Origin of the sequence: Pseudomonas salomonii (assembly GCF_900107155.1) — a bacterium.
GTDB classification, from domain to species: Bacteria; Pseudomonadota; Gammaproteobacteria; order Pseudomonadales; family Pseudomonadaceae; genus Aquipseudomonas; species Aquipseudomonas salomonii.
Genome location: NZ_FNOX01000008.1, coordinates 314,737 through 330,111 on the forward strand (window position 1 = coordinate 314,737; position 15,375 = coordinate 330,111).

General features: G+C 61.2%; 17 protein-coding genes. 8 read left to right on the forward strand and 9 right to left on the reverse strand.

From position 1 onward, the window contains the following. Positions 1-85 precede the first annotated feature (85 nt). Positions 86-787 (forward strand): response regulator, encoded by a 702-nt coding sequence (locus BLV67_RS19830; protein ID WP_017135033.1) that lies wholly within the window; start codon positions 86-88, stop codon positions 785-787. A 3-nt stretch (positions 788-790) separates the two neighbouring features. Then, on the forward strand, positions 791-2,092 hold the full coding sequence (locus tag BLV67_RS19835; protein WP_069788829.1) for an ATP-binding protein: 1,302 nt from the start codon (positions 791-793) through the stop codon (positions 2,090-2,092). On the opposite strand, the gene BLV67_RS19840 is transcribed toward BLV67_RS19835, so the two are convergent. From BLV67_RS19840 to BLV67_RS19850, 3 genes are all read right to left on the reverse strand, one after another. After that, on the reverse strand, positions 2,093-2,767 hold the full coding sequence (locus BLV67_RS19840) for an anti-sigma factor (protein ID WP_069788830.1): 675 nt from the start codon (positions 2,765-2,767) through the stop codon (positions 2,093-2,095). After that, positions 2,764-3,291 carry a sigma-70 family RNA polymerase sigma factor gene (locus BLV67_RS19845; protein WP_069788831.1) on the reverse strand — a complete coding sequence of 176 codons (528 nt, stop codon included), beginning with the start codon at positions 3,289-3,291 and terminating at the stop codon, positions 2,764-2,766. The genes BLV67_RS19840 and BLV67_RS19845 overlap by 4 nt, the downstream gene beginning before the upstream one ends. A 61-nt stretch (positions 3,292-3,352) precedes the next feature. Beyond that, on the reverse strand, positions 3,353-3,874 hold the full coding sequence (locus BLV67_RS19850; RefSeq protein WP_069788832.1) for a DUF3455 domain-containing protein: 522 nt from the start codon (positions 3,872-3,874) through the stop codon (positions 3,353-3,355). A 135-nt stretch (positions 3,875-4,009) separates the two neighbouring features. Between BLV67_RS19850 and BLV67_RS19855 the strand changes: the two genes are divergently transcribed. Together BLV67_RS19855 and BLV67_RS19860 are read left to right on the forward strand one after the other, a co-directional pair. Continuing rightward, positions 4,010-4,789 (forward strand): class I SAM-dependent methyltransferase, encoded by a 780-nt coding sequence (locus tag BLV67_RS19855; RefSeq protein ID WP_065931678.1) that lies wholly within the window; start codon positions 4,010-4,012, stop codon positions 4,787-4,789. An 82-nt stretch (positions 4,790-4,871) separates the two neighbouring features. Beyond that, the gene (locus tag BLV67_RS19860) at positions 4,872-5,657 is read left to right on the forward strand and encodes a sulfite exporter TauE/SafE family protein (protein WP_065931677.1); all 786 of its coding nucleotides are present in this window, start codon (positions 4,872-4,874) and stop codon (positions 5,655-5,657) included. Between the two features lie 127 nt (positions 5,658-5,784). On the opposite strand, the gene BLV67_RS19865 is transcribed toward BLV67_RS19860, so the two are convergent. Continuing rightward, positions 5,785-7,023, reverse strand: coding sequence for an acyl-CoA dehydrogenase family protein (locus tag BLV67_RS19865; protein WP_069788833.1), 1,239 nt, complete (start codon positions 7,021-7,023; stop codon positions 5,785-5,787). A 266-nt stretch (positions 7,024-7,289) separates the two neighbouring features. On the opposite strand from BLV67_RS19865, the gene sfnG reads away from it, so the two are divergent. Next, on the forward strand, positions 7,290-8,375 hold the full coding sequence (gene sfnG / locus BLV67_RS19870) for a dimethylsulfone monooxygenase SfnG (RefSeq protein ID WP_069788834.1): 1,086 nt from the start codon (positions 7,290-7,292) through the stop codon (positions 8,373-8,375). Here the strand turns inward: sfnG and BLV67_RS19875 are convergent. Next, positions 8,359-9,459 (reverse strand): GNAT family N-acetyltransferase/peptidase C39 family protein, encoded by a 1,101-nt coding sequence (locus tag BLV67_RS19875; protein ID WP_065931674.1) that lies wholly within the window; start codon positions 9,457-9,459, stop codon positions 8,359-8,361. The two genes, sfnG and BLV67_RS19875, sit on opposite strands and share 17 nt — an antisense overlap. A 94-nt stretch (positions 9,460-9,553) precedes the next feature. Between BLV67_RS19875 and BLV67_RS19880 the strand changes: the two genes are divergently transcribed. Then, positions 9,554-11,140 carry a RimK family protein gene (locus BLV67_RS19880; protein WP_065931673.1) on the forward strand — a complete coding sequence of 529 codons (1,587 nt, stop codon included), beginning with the start codon at positions 9,554-9,556 and terminating at the stop codon, positions 11,138-11,140. Between the two features lie 88 nt (positions 11,141-11,228). On the opposite strand, the gene map is transcribed toward BLV67_RS19880, so the two are convergent. Both map and BLV67_RS19890 read right to left on the reverse strand, forming a co-directional pair. Next, positions 11,229-11,990: a type I methionyl aminopeptidase gene (map, locus tag BLV67_RS19885; protein WP_069788835.1), complete on the reverse strand. Its 762-nt coding sequence runs from the start codon at positions 11,988-11,990 to the stop codon at positions 11,229-11,231. Next, a complete protein-coding gene (locus BLV67_RS19890; protein ID WP_017135045.1) occupies positions 11,990-12,190 on the reverse strand; it encodes a ParD-like family protein in 201 nt (66 codons plus the stop codon). Before BLV67_RS19890 ends, map begins: the two co-directional genes overlap by 1 nt. Positions 12,191-12,465: 275 nt before the next feature. Here BLV67_RS19890 and ilvA point away from each other — a divergent pair, with 275 nt between their 5' ends. Next, positions 12,466-13,488 carry a threonine ammonia-lyase, biosynthetic gene (ilvA, locus tag BLV67_RS19895; RefSeq protein ID WP_074854507.1) on the forward strand — a complete coding sequence of 341 codons (1,023 nt, stop codon included), beginning with the start codon at positions 12,466-12,468 and terminating at the stop codon, positions 13,486-13,488. Between the two features lie 224 nt (positions 13,489-13,712). After that, entirely contained in the window at positions 13,713-13,979 is a 267-nt protein-coding gene (locus tag BLV67_RS19900) for a DUF1652 domain-containing protein (RefSeq protein WP_017135047.1), read from the forward strand. A gap of 87 nt (positions 13,980-14,066) precedes the next feature. Here the strand turns inward: BLV67_RS19900 and BLV67_RS19905 are convergent, their stop codons facing one another. Together BLV67_RS19905 and BLV67_RS19910 are read right to left on the reverse strand one after the other, a co-directional pair. After that, entirely contained in the window at positions 14,067-14,327 is a 261-nt protein-coding gene (locus BLV67_RS19905; protein ID WP_069788836.1) for a DUF2790 domain-containing protein, read from the reverse strand. 100 nt (positions 14,328-14,427) lie between these two features. After that, a complete protein-coding gene (locus tag BLV67_RS19910; RefSeq protein ID WP_065931669.1) occupies positions 14,428-15,366 on the reverse strand; it encodes a carbohydrate kinase family protein in 939 nt (312 codons plus the stop codon). Positions 15,367-15,375: the final 9 nt, after the last annotated feature.

Below are 15,375 nucleotides of genomic sequence, written 5' to 3' on the forward strand. Positions count from 1 at the left end.
TAAGGTGCGGCGCGCTGCGCGACGGGGGCGTATATCCTTGCACAATCCTGCAACACACCAACAAACAGTATTATTTGGAAACACCATGCCCAATATCCTCCTGGTGGAAGACGACGCCGCACTCTCCGAGCTGATTGCCAGCTACCTGGAACGCAATGGCTACCACGTCAACGTGCTCAGCCGTGGCGACCATGTGCGCGAACGGGCGCGGCTCAACCCACCGGACCTGGTGATCCTCGACCTGATGCTGCCCGGCCTCGACGGCTTGCAGGTGTGCCGCCTGCTGCGCGCCGACTCGGCGGGCCTGCCGATTCTGATGCTCACCGCCCGCGATGACAGCCACGATCAGGTGCTGGGCCTGGAGATGGGCGCCGACGACTACGTCACCAAGCCCTGCGAGCCACGCGTGCTGCTCGCCCGTGTACGCACCTTGCTGCGCCGCAGCAGTTTGTCCGAACCGCAGGTGGCCAATGACCAGATCGTCATGGGCAACCTGTGCATCGACCTGTCGGAACGCACTGTGACCTGGCGCGAGCAGGCGGTGGAGTTGTCCAGCGGTGAGTACAACCTGCTGGTGGTACTGGCTCGGCATGCCGGTGAAGTGCTCAGCCGCGACCAGATCCTGCAACGCCTGCGCGGTATCGAGTTCAACGGCACCGACCGCTCGGTGGACGTGGCCATTTCCAAGCTGCGGCGCAAGTTCGATGACCACGCAGGCGAGGCGCGCAAGATCAAGACCGTGTGGGGCAAGGGCTACCTGTTCAGCCGTTCCGAGTGGGAATGCTGATCCATGTTTCGTGTACTGCTGCGCCTCTACCTGGTCACCATCATTACCTTCAGTGCCGCGATCTTTCTGATACCCAAGTTGGTGATCCAGCTGTTTGAACACCGCTACATGGACTACAACATCGAGCAGACCCGTGGCCTGCAAAAGCTTATCGTCAAGCAGTATCTGCGCGCGCCGGTGGAGCGTTGGTCCCGTGTGACCGAGCAACTGAACCGGGATTTCGCACCGCTGCAAGTCAAGTTGCTGCTGCGCCAGGACGCCAGCTATACGCCCGAGGAAGAGCAACTGCTCGAGCACGGCAAGCCGGTGATCCGCCTGGGCGAGTGGGGCTGGATGGAAGACATCAGCTCGCCGATCAACCAGCAGTTTGCGGTGAAACTGAGCATCCCGCCGGACCCGCTGGACATGAACCTGTTGTATTGGTCGATGAACGTACTGATCGGCGCGGCCTTGCTCGCCTGCCTGCTGTTCTGGCTGCGCCCGCACTGGCGTGACCTGGAGCGCCTGAAAAGCACCGCCGCGCAATTGGGCCGGGGCAACCTCAGTGAGCGCACGCAGATTCCCGCCAGCTCCAACATCGGCAGCCTGGCGTCGGTGTTCGACACCATGGCCGACGATATCGAACGCCTGCTCAACCAGCAGCGCGACTTGCTCAACGCCGTGTCCCATGAACTGCGCACGCCGCTGACGCGCCTGGACTTCGGCCTGGCCCTGGCACTGTCCGAAGACTTGCCCCAGGCCAGCCGCGAGCGCCTGCAAAGCCTGGTGGCGCATATTCGCGAACTGGACGAGCTGGTGCTGGAATTGCTCTCCTACAGCCGCCTGCAAAACCCGGCGCAGTTGCCGGAGCGGGTCGACGTGGTGCTCGATGAGTTTATCGACAGCGTGCTGGGCAGCGTCGATGACGAACTGGAAAACCCCGAGATCGTCATCGATGTGGCGCTCGACTGCGCGGTGGAGCGTTTCAGCCTCGACCCGCGCCTCACGGCCCGGGCGTTGCAGAACCTGTTGCGCAATGCCACGCGCTATTGCGACAGGCGCATCCAGGTGGGGGTCAAGGTGTGTGCCGACGGCTGTGAAATCTGCGTGGACGATGACGGCATCGGCATTCCTGTGGAGCAGCGCGAGCGTATCTTCGAACCCTTTTATCGCCTCGACCGCAGCCGTGACCGCGCCACGGGCGGTTTCGGCCTTGGCCTGGCGATCAGCCGGCGCGCCATGGAAGCCCAGGGCGGCACCTTGACGGCCCTGGCCTCGCCTCTGGGCGGGGCGCAATTCAGGGTGTGGTTGCCCAGCTCCAGCTGATCAAAGCACTTTGACCGCGCGGCCGATGGCCTGGATCGGCCCGGTCGGCTTGCCGGTCGGTGAACCGCGAGGGTCTTCCAGGGTCAGCTCGAACAGTTGGTTAGGTGTGAGCGGCGGCAGTTTGTTCAGCGGCACCGACAAGGTTTGCCCAGGCTTGACCAGCCCCAACGAAACCGGAGCCTGCCAGCCATCGCCCTTGGTCCAGAATTGCAGGGCTTTGTCGCTCGGTACCTCCATCACCCCCAACGGAATCAGTTGGATCTGCTGATCATGGCTGGCCTGTATCACCCAGCCGGGTGCCTGGCTCTGTGGCGCGACCAGCACCACCACAAAGGTTGGTTCTGCCACGGGCGGGCGGGTCAGCAGAAGCGCGGCCAACACCAGAGTGGTCACCAAGCCTGCGCCGGCCAACCCCCGCCAGAGCGCCAGCAGGTTCCACCACGGCACGCCGGCTGGCTGATCGGCCGTGCTGCGTTCGATGCGCCGCCACAGTTGTGCGGACGGCGGCACGGGTTCGGCCAAGGCGGTCAGCGGCAACAGGCGCTGCTCCCAGGCATCCACCGCCGCACGTAATTCGAGGTCATGTTTCAAGCGTTGTTCGACCTCGGCGCGTTGCTCGGCGGGCAGGGTGCCCAGCACGTATTCGCTGGCGAGTTCATCCAGTGGGTTGCTCATGCCATGCACTCGCGCAGCGCGACGAGGCTCCGTTTGATCCAGGCTTTGACGGTGCCCAGGGGCGTGTCCAGTTTCCGGGCGATTTCGCTGTGGGAAAAGCCGTCGACATAGGCATGAAGAATGCACGCGCGACGGGTTGGGTCGAGTTGTTCCAGGCAGCGGTACACCTGATCTTCTCGGGCGCTGAATTCGAAGCTGTCATGGGCGGCGGCGAGCTGCTCGTGTTCTTCGCCCAAGGCCACCTCCCGGGCGTGATTGCGCACGGCATTGAGTGCCAGGTGCCGGGTGATGCTGAACACCCAGCCCCGCGCCGAGCCACGGCTTGGGTCGAAACTGCCGGCGCCGCGCCAGACCTTGATAAACGCGTCGTGCACGACATCTTCGGCCAGGGCTTTGTCGCGCACGATGCGCAACGCCACGCCGAGCAACCGGCTGCTGTCCTCGGCATAGAGTTGGCGCAAGGCGCGTGGGTCGCCACGGGCACATGCCGCCAGGCACGCTTGATAATCAAACAAACACGGCATCCTTAAAAAGGCTGGGTCCTGTGGCGAGCGCACTCGCCACAGGCAGCGTAGCCGAGTTTGCTCAGTTGGCCGCCCAGAAGATGTAGTCGGCCTGGTACTTCACCACGGCCTGCTGGCCTTTGTTCGCCGCCGTGCATTCGCTGCTTGGCGCCACGCCGCCTTTGAGCGCGACCCGCTGGATGTAACTGACACCACTCATGGCACCTTTACCTTCGGCCGGGTTGGCCTTGACCAGTTGATAGGGCAGGTTGCCTGCACTGGAAGGCGCTACCGCCAATTGAGTGCCGGTGATTTTCGAGCCGTCCTGGGCTTGCCAGGTGGCAGGCGGGCCGAAGTAGCTGCCCACTGGCTTGCCGCTGCGGTCATTCAACACGGCTTTGGGGCCGACAAAGAACCATTCGGTCTGGCCGACGGCGTTGGCCTTGTCACGGCATTCGTAGGTGATTTCGCCGACCCCGGTGGTTTCCATCGCAATCTTGTGCCCGTCCGGTACCTTGATGTTGTCCGGCAAACCGGTCTGGGCGAAAGCCGCGGGCGCGACGGTGAGTGCAGCCGCGAGGCAGAACAGTGTTTTAGCGTTCATGGGTAGTGCTCCATCTGAGTAAAACAGCGGGGTGACTGCAAGGACTACACGCCACACGCCCGATTGGATGCACGGGTTAGAAAATAAACCTCAGAGGGCGCACACTGTGCGCCCGCCCCCGAGGAGAACGTCGCAATGACTGGTGTTCACACGTCTGCTCAACAAGGTTTTTCGACCCAGGCCGCCACCTACGCCCAAGGTCGTCCGGATTATCCCCGCCAACTCACCGGCTGGTTGACCAACACGCTGCTGATCAATGCACAGTCGACCGTGATCGACCTGGGCGCCGGCACCGGCAAGTTCACCCGTTTGCTCAGTACCCTGGCGCCCAGCCTGATTGCCGTCGAACCGGTCGAGGCCATGGGCGCGCAACTGAGCAAACTGTTGCCGGATGTGCGCCTGCTCAGCGGCACCGCTGAAGCCATACCGTTGCCGGATGCCAGCGCCGATGCGTTGGTGTGTGCGCAAGCCTTCCACTGGTTCGCAACCGAGGCCGCACTGGCCGAGATCCACCGCGTGCTCAAGCCCGACGGGCGCCTGGGGCTGGTGTGGAATGTGCGCGATGAGTCGGTGGATTGGGTTGCGGCCATCACCGAAATCATTACGCCCTATGAAGGTGACACCCCGCGTTTTCATACAGGGCGTTGGCGCGAAGCCTTCACGGGTGAGTATTTTTCCGCGCCGCAAATGAGCTGTTTTGCCTATCAGCATGTGGGCAGCCCTCAGGAAGTGATCATGGATCGCTTCCTGTCGGTAAGCTTCATCGCGGCGCTACCCGCCGCGCAAAAGGCCACGGTGACCGAGCAATTGCGCCAGCTGATCGACACGCACCCGGCACTGCGTGGGCGTGACACTGTGGCGTTCCCGTATCAGACCCAGGCGTATGTCTGCCATCGTCTGACAGAAAAAGCATAAAGTCAGATCATATTGGTATAAGTCGTTATAAGAAAAATCGCTATCCTGCGGCCAGAATTTTATAAGGCCGCGGGTAGTTGTAATGGATGTAGGCAATATTGGTTTTGTAGTCGCTGGCCTGATCGTTGGTTTTATCGTCGGCATGACCGGGGTCGGCGGGGGCTCTTTGATGACGCCGATCCTGTTGTGGTTCGGGATCAACCCGGCCACCGCCGTGGGCACTGACTTGCTGTATGCCGCCATCACCAAGTCCGGTGGCGTGCTGGTGCACAGCAAAAACCGGAACATCGACTGGACCATCACTGGCTGGCTGACGTTGGGCAGTGTGCCGGCGGTGTTGCTGACCCTGTGGTTCCTGGCCAGTCTGCACACTGATCCGAGCGCGATGAATGCGGTGATCAAGCAGGCGCTGGGTTTTGTGCTGTTGCTGACGGCACTGGCGATTCTGTTCAAGAAAAGCCTGTTGGCGTTTGCTCAGCGGCATGCCGGTGATGATTATCACATGAGCCCGCGTAACCTGAATGCGCTCACGGTGGTCACCGGGGCGGTCCTGGGCACCATGGTGGCGTTGACCTCTATCGGTGCCGGCGCCCTCGGGACTGTGGCATTGTTTATCTTGTATCCGTTCCTGGCCACGCGGCGGTTGGTCGGCACCGAGATCGCCCACGCCGTGCCGCTGACCCTGGTGGCGGGCCTGGGGCATGCCAGCATGGGCAATATGGACTGGCACCTGCTGGGCTTTTTGCTGATGGGGTCGTTGCCGGGGATTTACCTGGGCAGTCACATGACCGGCAAAGTCCCGGACGGCGTGTTGCGACCGTGTCTGGCGATTATGTTGATGACCATTGGGTATAAGCTCGCGTTCTGAGTGGTACACAGGATCGTTCCCACGCTCTGCGTGGGAATGCCACCCCGGACGCTCTGCGTCCCGCTCTTGAAGCCGTGACGCGGAGCGTCACAGGATGCATGCCCACGCAGAGCGTGGGAACGATCAATTACGCTTTGCCAGGCCCATTCCCGATCTGCCATACAAACGGCGGCTCGGTCCCATTGATCACCCAATCCCCGACAATCCGCGCCTTGTAGATCACCGGGTTATGCGACGACACAGTCCGTGCATTGCGCCAATGGCGATCCAGCGCTTTGCCCTGGCGTACATCCGACGCCCCCAGCGCATTGAACAGCTCACTGGTAGCCCGCTGAATCAGCTCCGACACCACCACCTGCGCTGTCGCCGATTCAATCTCGGCAGCCACGTTCGCCGCACGCTCAGCCACCGCATCCCCGGCAAATCGTGCCAGGTAAGCCCGCTGCGCCGGCACCGCAGCTTTCAACGCACTGGCCTCGGCGGCATACACCAGGGCGGCTACTTCACCCACCACTTGCTGAGTCTGTGCGTCCTGGCTGACATGCGCGGCATTGCCATGGCTGTAGATGCGTTTACGGTTGCGCACCTGCTGCGCCACGTCGTTGAGCGCGGCACGGCCGATGCCGGCCAGGCTCGCCAGCAGTACCAATTGGTAAAACGCGGTCTGGTATTTGAAGCGCGTGGCAAAGTCGATCACGTTGTCGGCCTCAACCACCGCATCGGTAAACCGCGTGGTGCCGCTGCCCGTGGTGCGCTGGCCGAACCCGTCCCAGTCATCACGTTGCACCACGCCAGGCTGGCGCGTGCGGGTGGCGGCGATCACGTCGGCGCCGGTGTCGCTGCGCTGGGCGTACACGTCGATCCAGTCGGAGAAAAGGCTGCCGGTGCTGTAGAACTTTTCGCCGTTGAGCTTCCAGTTGTCGCCATCCGGGCTGACTTGAGTGACCACATCGCCGATCGCCACGTTACCGATTTCGGTCCAGGCGCACCCGACAATATCGCCGTCGACAAAACGCTTGAACCACAGGTCGCGACCCGCGCCGGGTGGCGCGTTCAGGCGGTCCTCGGCAAAGGCGAAGTGCCCGCGCAACGCCTGGGGCACATTGGAGTCGGCCGCCGCCAGTTCGATCAGCAGCTCAAACAATTGCGGCAGGGACGCGCCGCCGCCGCCGTATTCCACCGGCACCCGCACCGCGCCGAACCCCGCGTGTTTGAGCCACTCAATCGGCTCGTAGGCCAGGGCGCGCGCCTGTTCACGCGCCACGGCACCTTCGGCGATGCGCTGGAAGATCGGCCGAAAGCGCGCGGCAAGTGTGGGGTAATCGACGCCGATGGACAGCGGGTTGATGACATGTTGCTCGGTCATGGGGTACGGCTCCTGGGCTGTGATCAATGCTTAGCGGATTGCACAGTCCGTGCCGGGCGGCGCAGCCCGTATTTGCTGGGGCTGGAGCCAAACTGCTGTTGCTCCAGCAACAGCAAATCGACAAATCAAGGCCATCCGCGACATTCACCCGCCTGGCAACCACCACGGCGATATGCGCCACAACGCCCATGGGGTGGTGCTTTGATGCTGTCTGGCACGCTTGCTGCTCAAGCCTGGTTACATCCTTTCCTGCGAGGTACTGCCAGATGAGTCAGCAAGCCGTGAAATTTGCCTATTGGGTACCCAACGTCAGCGGTGGGCTGGTGGTCAGCAAGATCGAACAGCGCACTCACTGGGGCATCGACTACAACCGCAAGCTCGCGCAGTTGGCCGAGGCGGCCGGCTTCGACTATGGCCTGACGCAAATTCGCTTCACCGCCGGTTACGGCGCCGACAACCAGCATGAGTCCGTCGCGTTCAGCCATGCGTTGCTGGCGGCGACCACCACGCTCAAGGTGATCGCGGCGATCCTGCCTGGCCCTTGGCAGCCGGCGTTGGCAGCCAAGCAACTGGCGACCATCGACCAGCTCACCAACGGGCGCATTGCGGTGAATATCGTCAGTGGCTGGTTCAAGGGCGAATTCCAGGCCATCGGCGAACCCTGGCTTGAACACGACGAACGTTATCGTCGCTCCGAGGAGTTTATCCGCGCCCTCAAAGGCATCTGGAGCCAGGACGATTTCACCTTCAAGGGTGACTTCTACCGCTTCAACAATTACAGCCTCAAACCCAAGCCACTCGGCCAGCCGGAAGTGTTCCAGGGCGGCAGCTCACGGGCGGCGCGGGACATGGCGGCACGCGTGTCGGACTGGTACTTCACCAACGGCAACACGCCCGAAGGCATCAAGGCCCAGGTTGACGACATTCGCATTAAGGCCGCGGCCAATAATCATTCGGTGAAAGTCGGTGTAAACGCCTTTGTGATCGCCCGCGACACCGAAGAAGAAGCCCGCGCCGTGCTCGCCGAAATCATCAACAAGGCCGACCCCGAGGCGGTGAATGCGTTTGGCGACGCGGCCAAACAGGCGGGCAAGGCCTCACCGGAAGGCGAGGGCAACTGGGCCAAGTCCAGCTTTGAAGACCTGGTGCAATACAACGACGGCTTCAAGACCAACCTGATCGGCACGCCGCAGCAGATCGCCGAGCGCATTGTTGCGCTCAAGGCTGTGGGCGTGGACCTGATACTGGCCGGCTTCCTGCATTTTCAGGAAGAAGTCGAATACTTCGGCCAGCGCGTCCTGCCGCTGGTGCGCGAGCTGGAAGCCAAGGCGGGGGTCAAGCAGGTGGCTTGAACAGCACCACCGCCGCGCGCAATTGTTTGCTGCCAAAACGACACATGCGCTCGAACTCCCCATGGCTGACCGGCAGATGCTGGCAGTCCAGGGGCTGGCGATGCTGGCTGTGATCCACGTCGGGGTCGTGCAGGTAGACGAACTCTGCGTCGCAGTCGGTGACCATCACCCAGTGCGGCGATTTGGAACGGGTGAGGCGGTAGCTGCTGATCAGCACCAGCGGCTGCCCGCCGGCCTGCAACACCTGGGGTAAATCCAGGGCGCCGCCGAGTATCTGTTCGACGTCGCTGCCGGCCAATTCCTCTTCAAACGCTTCGTGCACCAAGCGCATCACGTCCTTTTTGTGCGGGTCGCGCACGCCATCGAGAAACAACGGCCCGCGCACATTCACCTGCATACGCACCCGAAACCCCCGGCGCCAGGCCGCCAACGCCAAGCCTTGCGGGCTGCAGCCGCCGTGGCCTGCGGTCATGAACACGGTGGTGGCTTCACGCCAGATCTGCAGTTCTTCGCGCCGCCCGGCCCCGCGCCCCGGCAGCAACGCGCCCATGGCCATCAGCAGGCACGCGGCGCCACAGGTGAAGTCGGTGGTCTGCTGGTAATACGGCACGCTCTGGGGGCGTGCGACCTGGTGCTGGAGGATGCGTTTTTCCAGGCGAATGGCGGCGGTGTGATCTTCGTAATAATCATTGATCAGCGCAAAGCGCCGATAGCCATTGCGCTCGTACAGCGCCAGGGCACCGGGGTTGTCGGTGCGCACTTCCAGGCGCAGGTAGGCGCAATCATGTTCCAGGGCGCAGGCCTCGATGCGCGTCAGCAACCGCTTGCCCAAACCCATGCCGCGTGCGTGCTCGGCGATGGCGATGGAGTACAGGCGCGCCAGCGAGGTGCCGCGGTGGAACAACACCAGTGCATAACCGAGCAATTGCGCGTCGTTTTCCGCCACCAGTAACTGGCCATGGGCACGGCTGATCATCCACTGGAAACTGCGCGATGAGAGCCGGTCGGTGGTGAAACAGTGCTGTTCCAGCGCGACCAATTCGGGCACGTCAGCGGGTATTGCAACGCGAAAGGAAAGAGCCATATGACCGCCGTAAAAGTTGCGTAACGAAACGGGACTTCTCTAAAAGATCGTGCTTAATAGAAAAGGTCGAGTTCTCTAAAGCGGATCAAATATTATGTCAGCGGTACAAGGTCATTGGCGTGAAGTATCCGAGCAAAACGTCGCGGCGACAATAACTTCCAGCGGTTATTTATCGGTCGCGAGCAAAGGGTCCAGTCAAGTGGTGATCATTGTCGAACGCAAGGAAGATTGGGCCTCCTACTTTCCCAGCGAAGACATCGTGACGGCCCAGGAATACCTTGAGCAAACTCGTGAAAGCGAGACGGGCAAGCGTGTGCAGGTCATCAACCTGTGCCGCAGCTACAAGTACCTTGGGCACGGCTACTACTGCTCGTTGCTGGCCGAAGCGCGTGGGCACAAGGTGATTCCGTCGGTGCGCACCATCAGTGAATTGACTAAAAAGTCGCTGTATGGCTTGGCACTGGACGACCTGGATAAAACCCTCGATAAAGCCCTGAGTCATCACCTTTACAGCAATACCGAAGGTTTTACCCTGACACTTTATTTTGGTCGAACCAATATAGAACCGCTGCAAGAGTTGGCCCGCCAGTTATTTGAAACCTTCCCGTGCCCGATCTTGTTAGTTGAGTTTCGCAGACACAACGGCTGGCATATCGACGGGGTCAAGTCCGGGGTATTGCACAAGTTGCGCGATGACCAGGAAGACCAGTTCGCCCACGCCCTCGACAACTTCAGCCGCAAGATCTGGCGCCAGCCGCGCTCACGCCGTTTGGCACGGTATGACCTGGCGATTCTTCACGACCCGCAGGAACAACTGCCGCCGTCCAATGCCCGCGCCCTGGACAACTTTGTGCGGGTCGGCAAGGGCCTGGGCATCGATGTGGAGCTGATCGAGCGCAAGGATTATTCACGCCTGGCCGAGTACGACGCCTTGCTGATCCGCGAGACCACCAGTGTCGACAACCACACTTACCGCTTCGCCAAAAAAGCCGAAAGCGAAGGTCTGGTGGTCATGGATGACCCCGCATCGATCCTGCGCTGTACCAACAAGGTCTACCTCACTGACCTGCTCAACAGCCATCAACTGGGCATGCCCGCCACCGAGATTCTCTACAAGGAGCGACCGGAAGACTTCGAACGGGTGGGCGAGCGCCTGGGCTTCCCGTTGGTGTTGAAGATCCCCGACGGTTGCTTCTCGCGCGGCGTGATCAAGGTGGAAAGCCAGGAGGCCCTGCTCAAGGCTACCGCCGAGTTGTTCGAACATTCGGTGCTGTTGCTGGCCCAGGAGTTTTTCTACACCGAGTACGACTGGCGCATTGGCGTGCTCAACCGCAAGCCGATCTTTGCCTGTCAGTACTTCATGTCCAAGGGCCATTGGCAGATTTATAACCACAAGGCCATCGGCCAGGACATCAACGGCGAATGCCGCACCCTGGCGGTCCACGAAGCACCCAAGGCGGTGGTGGAACTGGCGGTGAAGACCGCCAACCTGATCGGCGACGGCCTTTATGGCGTCGACCTCAAACAGTCCGGCGACAAAGTGGTGGTGATCGAGGTCAACGACAACCCGAACATGGACGCCGGTATCGAAGATGCCTATCTGCAAGACGACCTGTATGCGCTGGTGCTGGAGGAGTTCGTACGGCGCCTGGAGTTGAAACGCCAGGGCCAGGGCTGGTGATGCAAACAGCATGAACAACCTGTGGGAGCTGGCTTACCTGCGATAGCAATCTTGAGGACGCCCTCGCAGGCAAGCCAGCGCCCACAGGTTATGCGTCGGTGTGCGGTTGCAGTGTCAGCACTTCAAAGCCGTCCGCCGTCACCGCCACGGTGTGTTCCCATTGCGCCGACAGGCTGTTGTCCTTGGTCACCACCGTCCAGCCATCCTTGAGGTCGCGCACCTTGGCGCTGCCCTGGTTGAGCATCGGCTCGATGGTAAACACCATGCCTTCGCGCAGTTCCAGGCCGGTGCCGGGGCGGCCGAAGTGCAGCACTTGGGGTTCCTCGTGCATCTGCCGGCCGATGCCGTGGCCGCAATACTCACGCACGACGCTGTAGCCGTTGGCTTGCGCATGGCTCTGGATCGCATGGCCGATATCGCCCAGGCGGGCGCCGGGGCGAACCTGGCGAATGCCGGCCCACATGGCTTCGAAGGTCTGTTCTACCAGGCGCCGGGCCTTGGGCGCCACGTTGCCGATCATGTACATCTTGCTGGAGTCAGCGATAAAGCCGCCTTTTTCCAGGGTGATGTCGATGTTGATGATGTCGCCGTCTTTCAACACCTCCTTGGCGCTGGGCATGCCATGGCACACCACTTCGTTGATCGAGGTGTTGATGCAAAAGGGGTAGTCGTATTGCCCAAGGCTCGCCGGGCGGGCGTTGAGGTCGTTGCGGATGAAGGCCTCGACGGCGCTGTCCAGCTCCAGAGTCGAGCGCCCGGCAGCGACAAAACCGTCGAGCATGCTGAATACCTTGGCCAGCAGGCGCCCGGATTCGCGCATCACCGCCAGTTGTGCGGGGGTCTTGATCATCAGCCGCGCCCTCGGATCAGGTCGGGTTTGTCCAGCAACAGCTTGTTGATCAGTTCGTTGTAGGGCAGGTGCGGGTTGAGTTCGGCCAGCAGGCCGATCTTGATCCAGAACTCGGCCTGGGCATTGATGGAGCGGTCCATGGCCGCGCTGGCCAGGCGTAGCTGTTCGTGCAGTTGGTCGGTGATCTTGACGATGCCCATGGGGTTCACTGTGTTGGATTGATATACAAAGCGTATACGTTTCGTATATCGCGCGTAAACCCCAACCGGCTAAATGGCGACAGGCCATTGACTTGCCCAACCACCGGCGGTTAATTTCGTTGCATGACATTTCAAGCCTTGCGCCGCCAGCCGAGCATTATTATTACCGCCATTCCTCATTTGGCGGGATAGCACACGGCTGCACCCAAACCCGCCCTGGAGGCGGGTTTTGTTTTTCCGACTCCTGGGCAGCACACCAATTCCAGGAGACGCCCATGAGTACCCACCGCGCCGCGCAAACCGCCAATACCGGGCTGCTTGAGCACTACGTGAAAAAGATCCTCGCCGCCCCGGTCTACGACGTGGCAGTGCGCACGCCCTTGCAGCCGGCGCCTGCGCTGTCGGCGCTACTGGGCAACCAGGTGCTGCTCAAACGCGAAGATTTGCAGCCGACGTTTTCCTTCAAGATCCGTGGCGCCTACAACAAGCTGGTGCAACTCGGCGATAAGCACAAAGCCTGTGGCGTGGTGACCGCCTCGGCGGGTAATCATGCGCAGGGTGTGGCGCTGGCGGCGCGGGAGCTGGGGATCAAGGCCAGCATCGTCATGCCGTGCAGCACACCGCAATTGAAGGTGCTGGGCGTGCGTTCCCGGGGCGCCGAGGCGGTGTTGCATGGCGAAAGCTTCCCGTTTGCCCTGGCCCACGCGCTGCAATTGGCCCAGGCAACGGGTTGCACCTTTGTTTCGCCGTTCGATGACCCCGATGTGATCGCCGGCCAAGGCACTGTGGCCATGGAAATACTGCGTCAACAGCAAGGCCCGCTGCACGCGATCTTCGTACCGGTGGGCGGCGGCGGCCTGATCGCCGGGATTGCCGCCTATGTCAAATACCTGCGGCCCGAGGTGCGCATCGTCGGGGTCGAACCCGAGGGCTCGAGTTGCCTGCTGGCGGCCTTGCGCGCCGGTGAGCGCGTGGTGCTGCCCAGTGTCGACGGGTTTGCCGATGGCACTGCCGTGGCGCAGATCGGCGCCTATGGCTTTGAGATCTGCCGCGATTGGGTCGATGAAGTGATCACCGTCAGCAATGACCAACTGTGCAGCGCCATCAAGCTGATCTACGACGATACGCGCTCCATCACCGAGCCTTCCGGCGCACTGGCGGTGGCGGGCATTCGCAAGTACGTCAGCCAAAACGGCACGCACGGGCAAACCTTGGTGGCGGTGAATTCCGGGGCCAATATCAACTTTGATAGTTTGCGACATGTTGCAGAGAGAGTCGCGGCGCAAAGTGCAATTTAGTGCATAAACGTTTAATCGGCGCGATTCGACGACGATGCCGGCTACACAAACCGGCTTATATAACGGGTCGTTGCGCTTATGAGGAAAAGTTACAACAAGAACGGATTTTGCCGAGTAGGCTTATTGACTGTAAGCGTCTGCCAAGGTCGGTAAGACGTGGCGGGCCTGCGCCTGCCGGACACACAAAAAATCTGTTGGCAGTCTCAAGAAAGGAGAGGTTGGCCATGCTTTCGGAACTGGAACTACGCAGCATTATTGAAGGAAGCTTCCTGCCCAAGCGGTGTGAATGCACCAAAGCCGAAGACGCCTCGTTGACGATCAAGGTCTATGACGACCGCGACCGTGACCGGGTAGATTTGGAAGTCAAAGGTATCAACGCAGAAAAACTCGACAGCAGTCGAGCCATTTGCAACCTGATCAGCGGGTTGCGCGAAGACCTCAAGCACACCCAGGCGCCTGCTCAGCAAAGAGTGGCGGGGCGCGGCTACTAGTCAGCCAAGTGGTTGAGTGCAAGTGGTTGAGAGTCAGTCACCGATGACCTGTGGGCCTGGTAGTCGCCAGGCCCAATACGGTGTGCATCAGTTCTGGAAATCACAGGCTTCGGACATTTTTCGATAGCCCACGTCTTCGATTTTCCCGGCTTTGTCCACGAATTTGATATCGGCATTGATCACCTTGCACGTATCGGTGTCTTCCTCGTGCATGGCGATCACTTTGTCGATGTTCAACGGCGTGCCGTATTGATAAGGCACGGGCTTGGCCGCGGTGTCGGCTTGGGCCATGCCCGATAGGGCTGCAAGGGCCAGGGTGGCGGTGAATAACCATGTACGCAGTTTCATGAGGGTGCTCCGCAAGTGAGTTCAATTTCACTCTCGGCTTGCGGGATTAACCATCGATTAATTTTGCCTTGGCTGACAAAACCTTCATGAAACCCAGGCTTCAGCCCAACTGCTGACGATACGGCAGGTCCGGCCCGGTCTTGCTGCAGGTCAGCGCGGCGGCGCGGATGGCGAAGCCGAGCATGCTGTCGATCTGCGCGCGCGTCAGCTGTTGCAGGCCGTCAATCGAATCCAGCTGCTGCTCGGTCAGCCAGGCAATCAACGCGGCCTGGAAGGTGTCGCCGGCGCCCACCGTATCGGCCATCACGACCTTGACCGCAGGTTGCGACCAGCTGCCGTGCTGGCGGCTGAAGACTGTCGCGCCATCGCCGCCACGGGTGAGGAATACCAACTGGCAACGGTGTTGCAACCAGCCTTGCAGCACGCTCTCGGGCGATTGGTCGGGGTAGAGCAGGTGCAGGTCTTCGTCGCTGACCTTGATCAGGTCGGCATGTTTGACCAGCTCGGCCACGCGCTCACGCCACAGCTGGATATCCGGCTGCGGGTTGAGCCGCACATTGGGGTCCAGGCTGATCAGGCGCTTGCCGCTTTCGCGCTTGACCAGGCTCAGCAGCGTGTCGCCAATCGGCTGCACCACCAGCGAAAACGAGCCGACATGCAGGCCACGAATCTCATCGCCCAACGTCGGCAGATGCTCAAGGGTCAATTGCCGATCTGCGCAGCCTTCGCCGCGAAAGCTGTACTGCGGTGAGCCGTTGGCGCCCACGGCAACCATTGCCAGGGTAGTCGGCGCGGCAAACTCAAGCAGAAACTGCCGGCTGACGCCTTCGTCCTTGAGCACTTGCAGCAAGCGCTGGCCAAGGAAGTCGTCGGACACGCCACCCAACAGCGCGGACTCAATGCCCAGGCGGCGCAAGCCCACGGCCACGTTGAACGGTGAACCACCGGCAATGGCCTTGTAATTGACCCTGGAAGCCTGCCCGCTGGCCTCTTGCTCGCTGAAAAAATCAAACAGCGCTTCGCCACACACCAGATACATAGTCGTTCG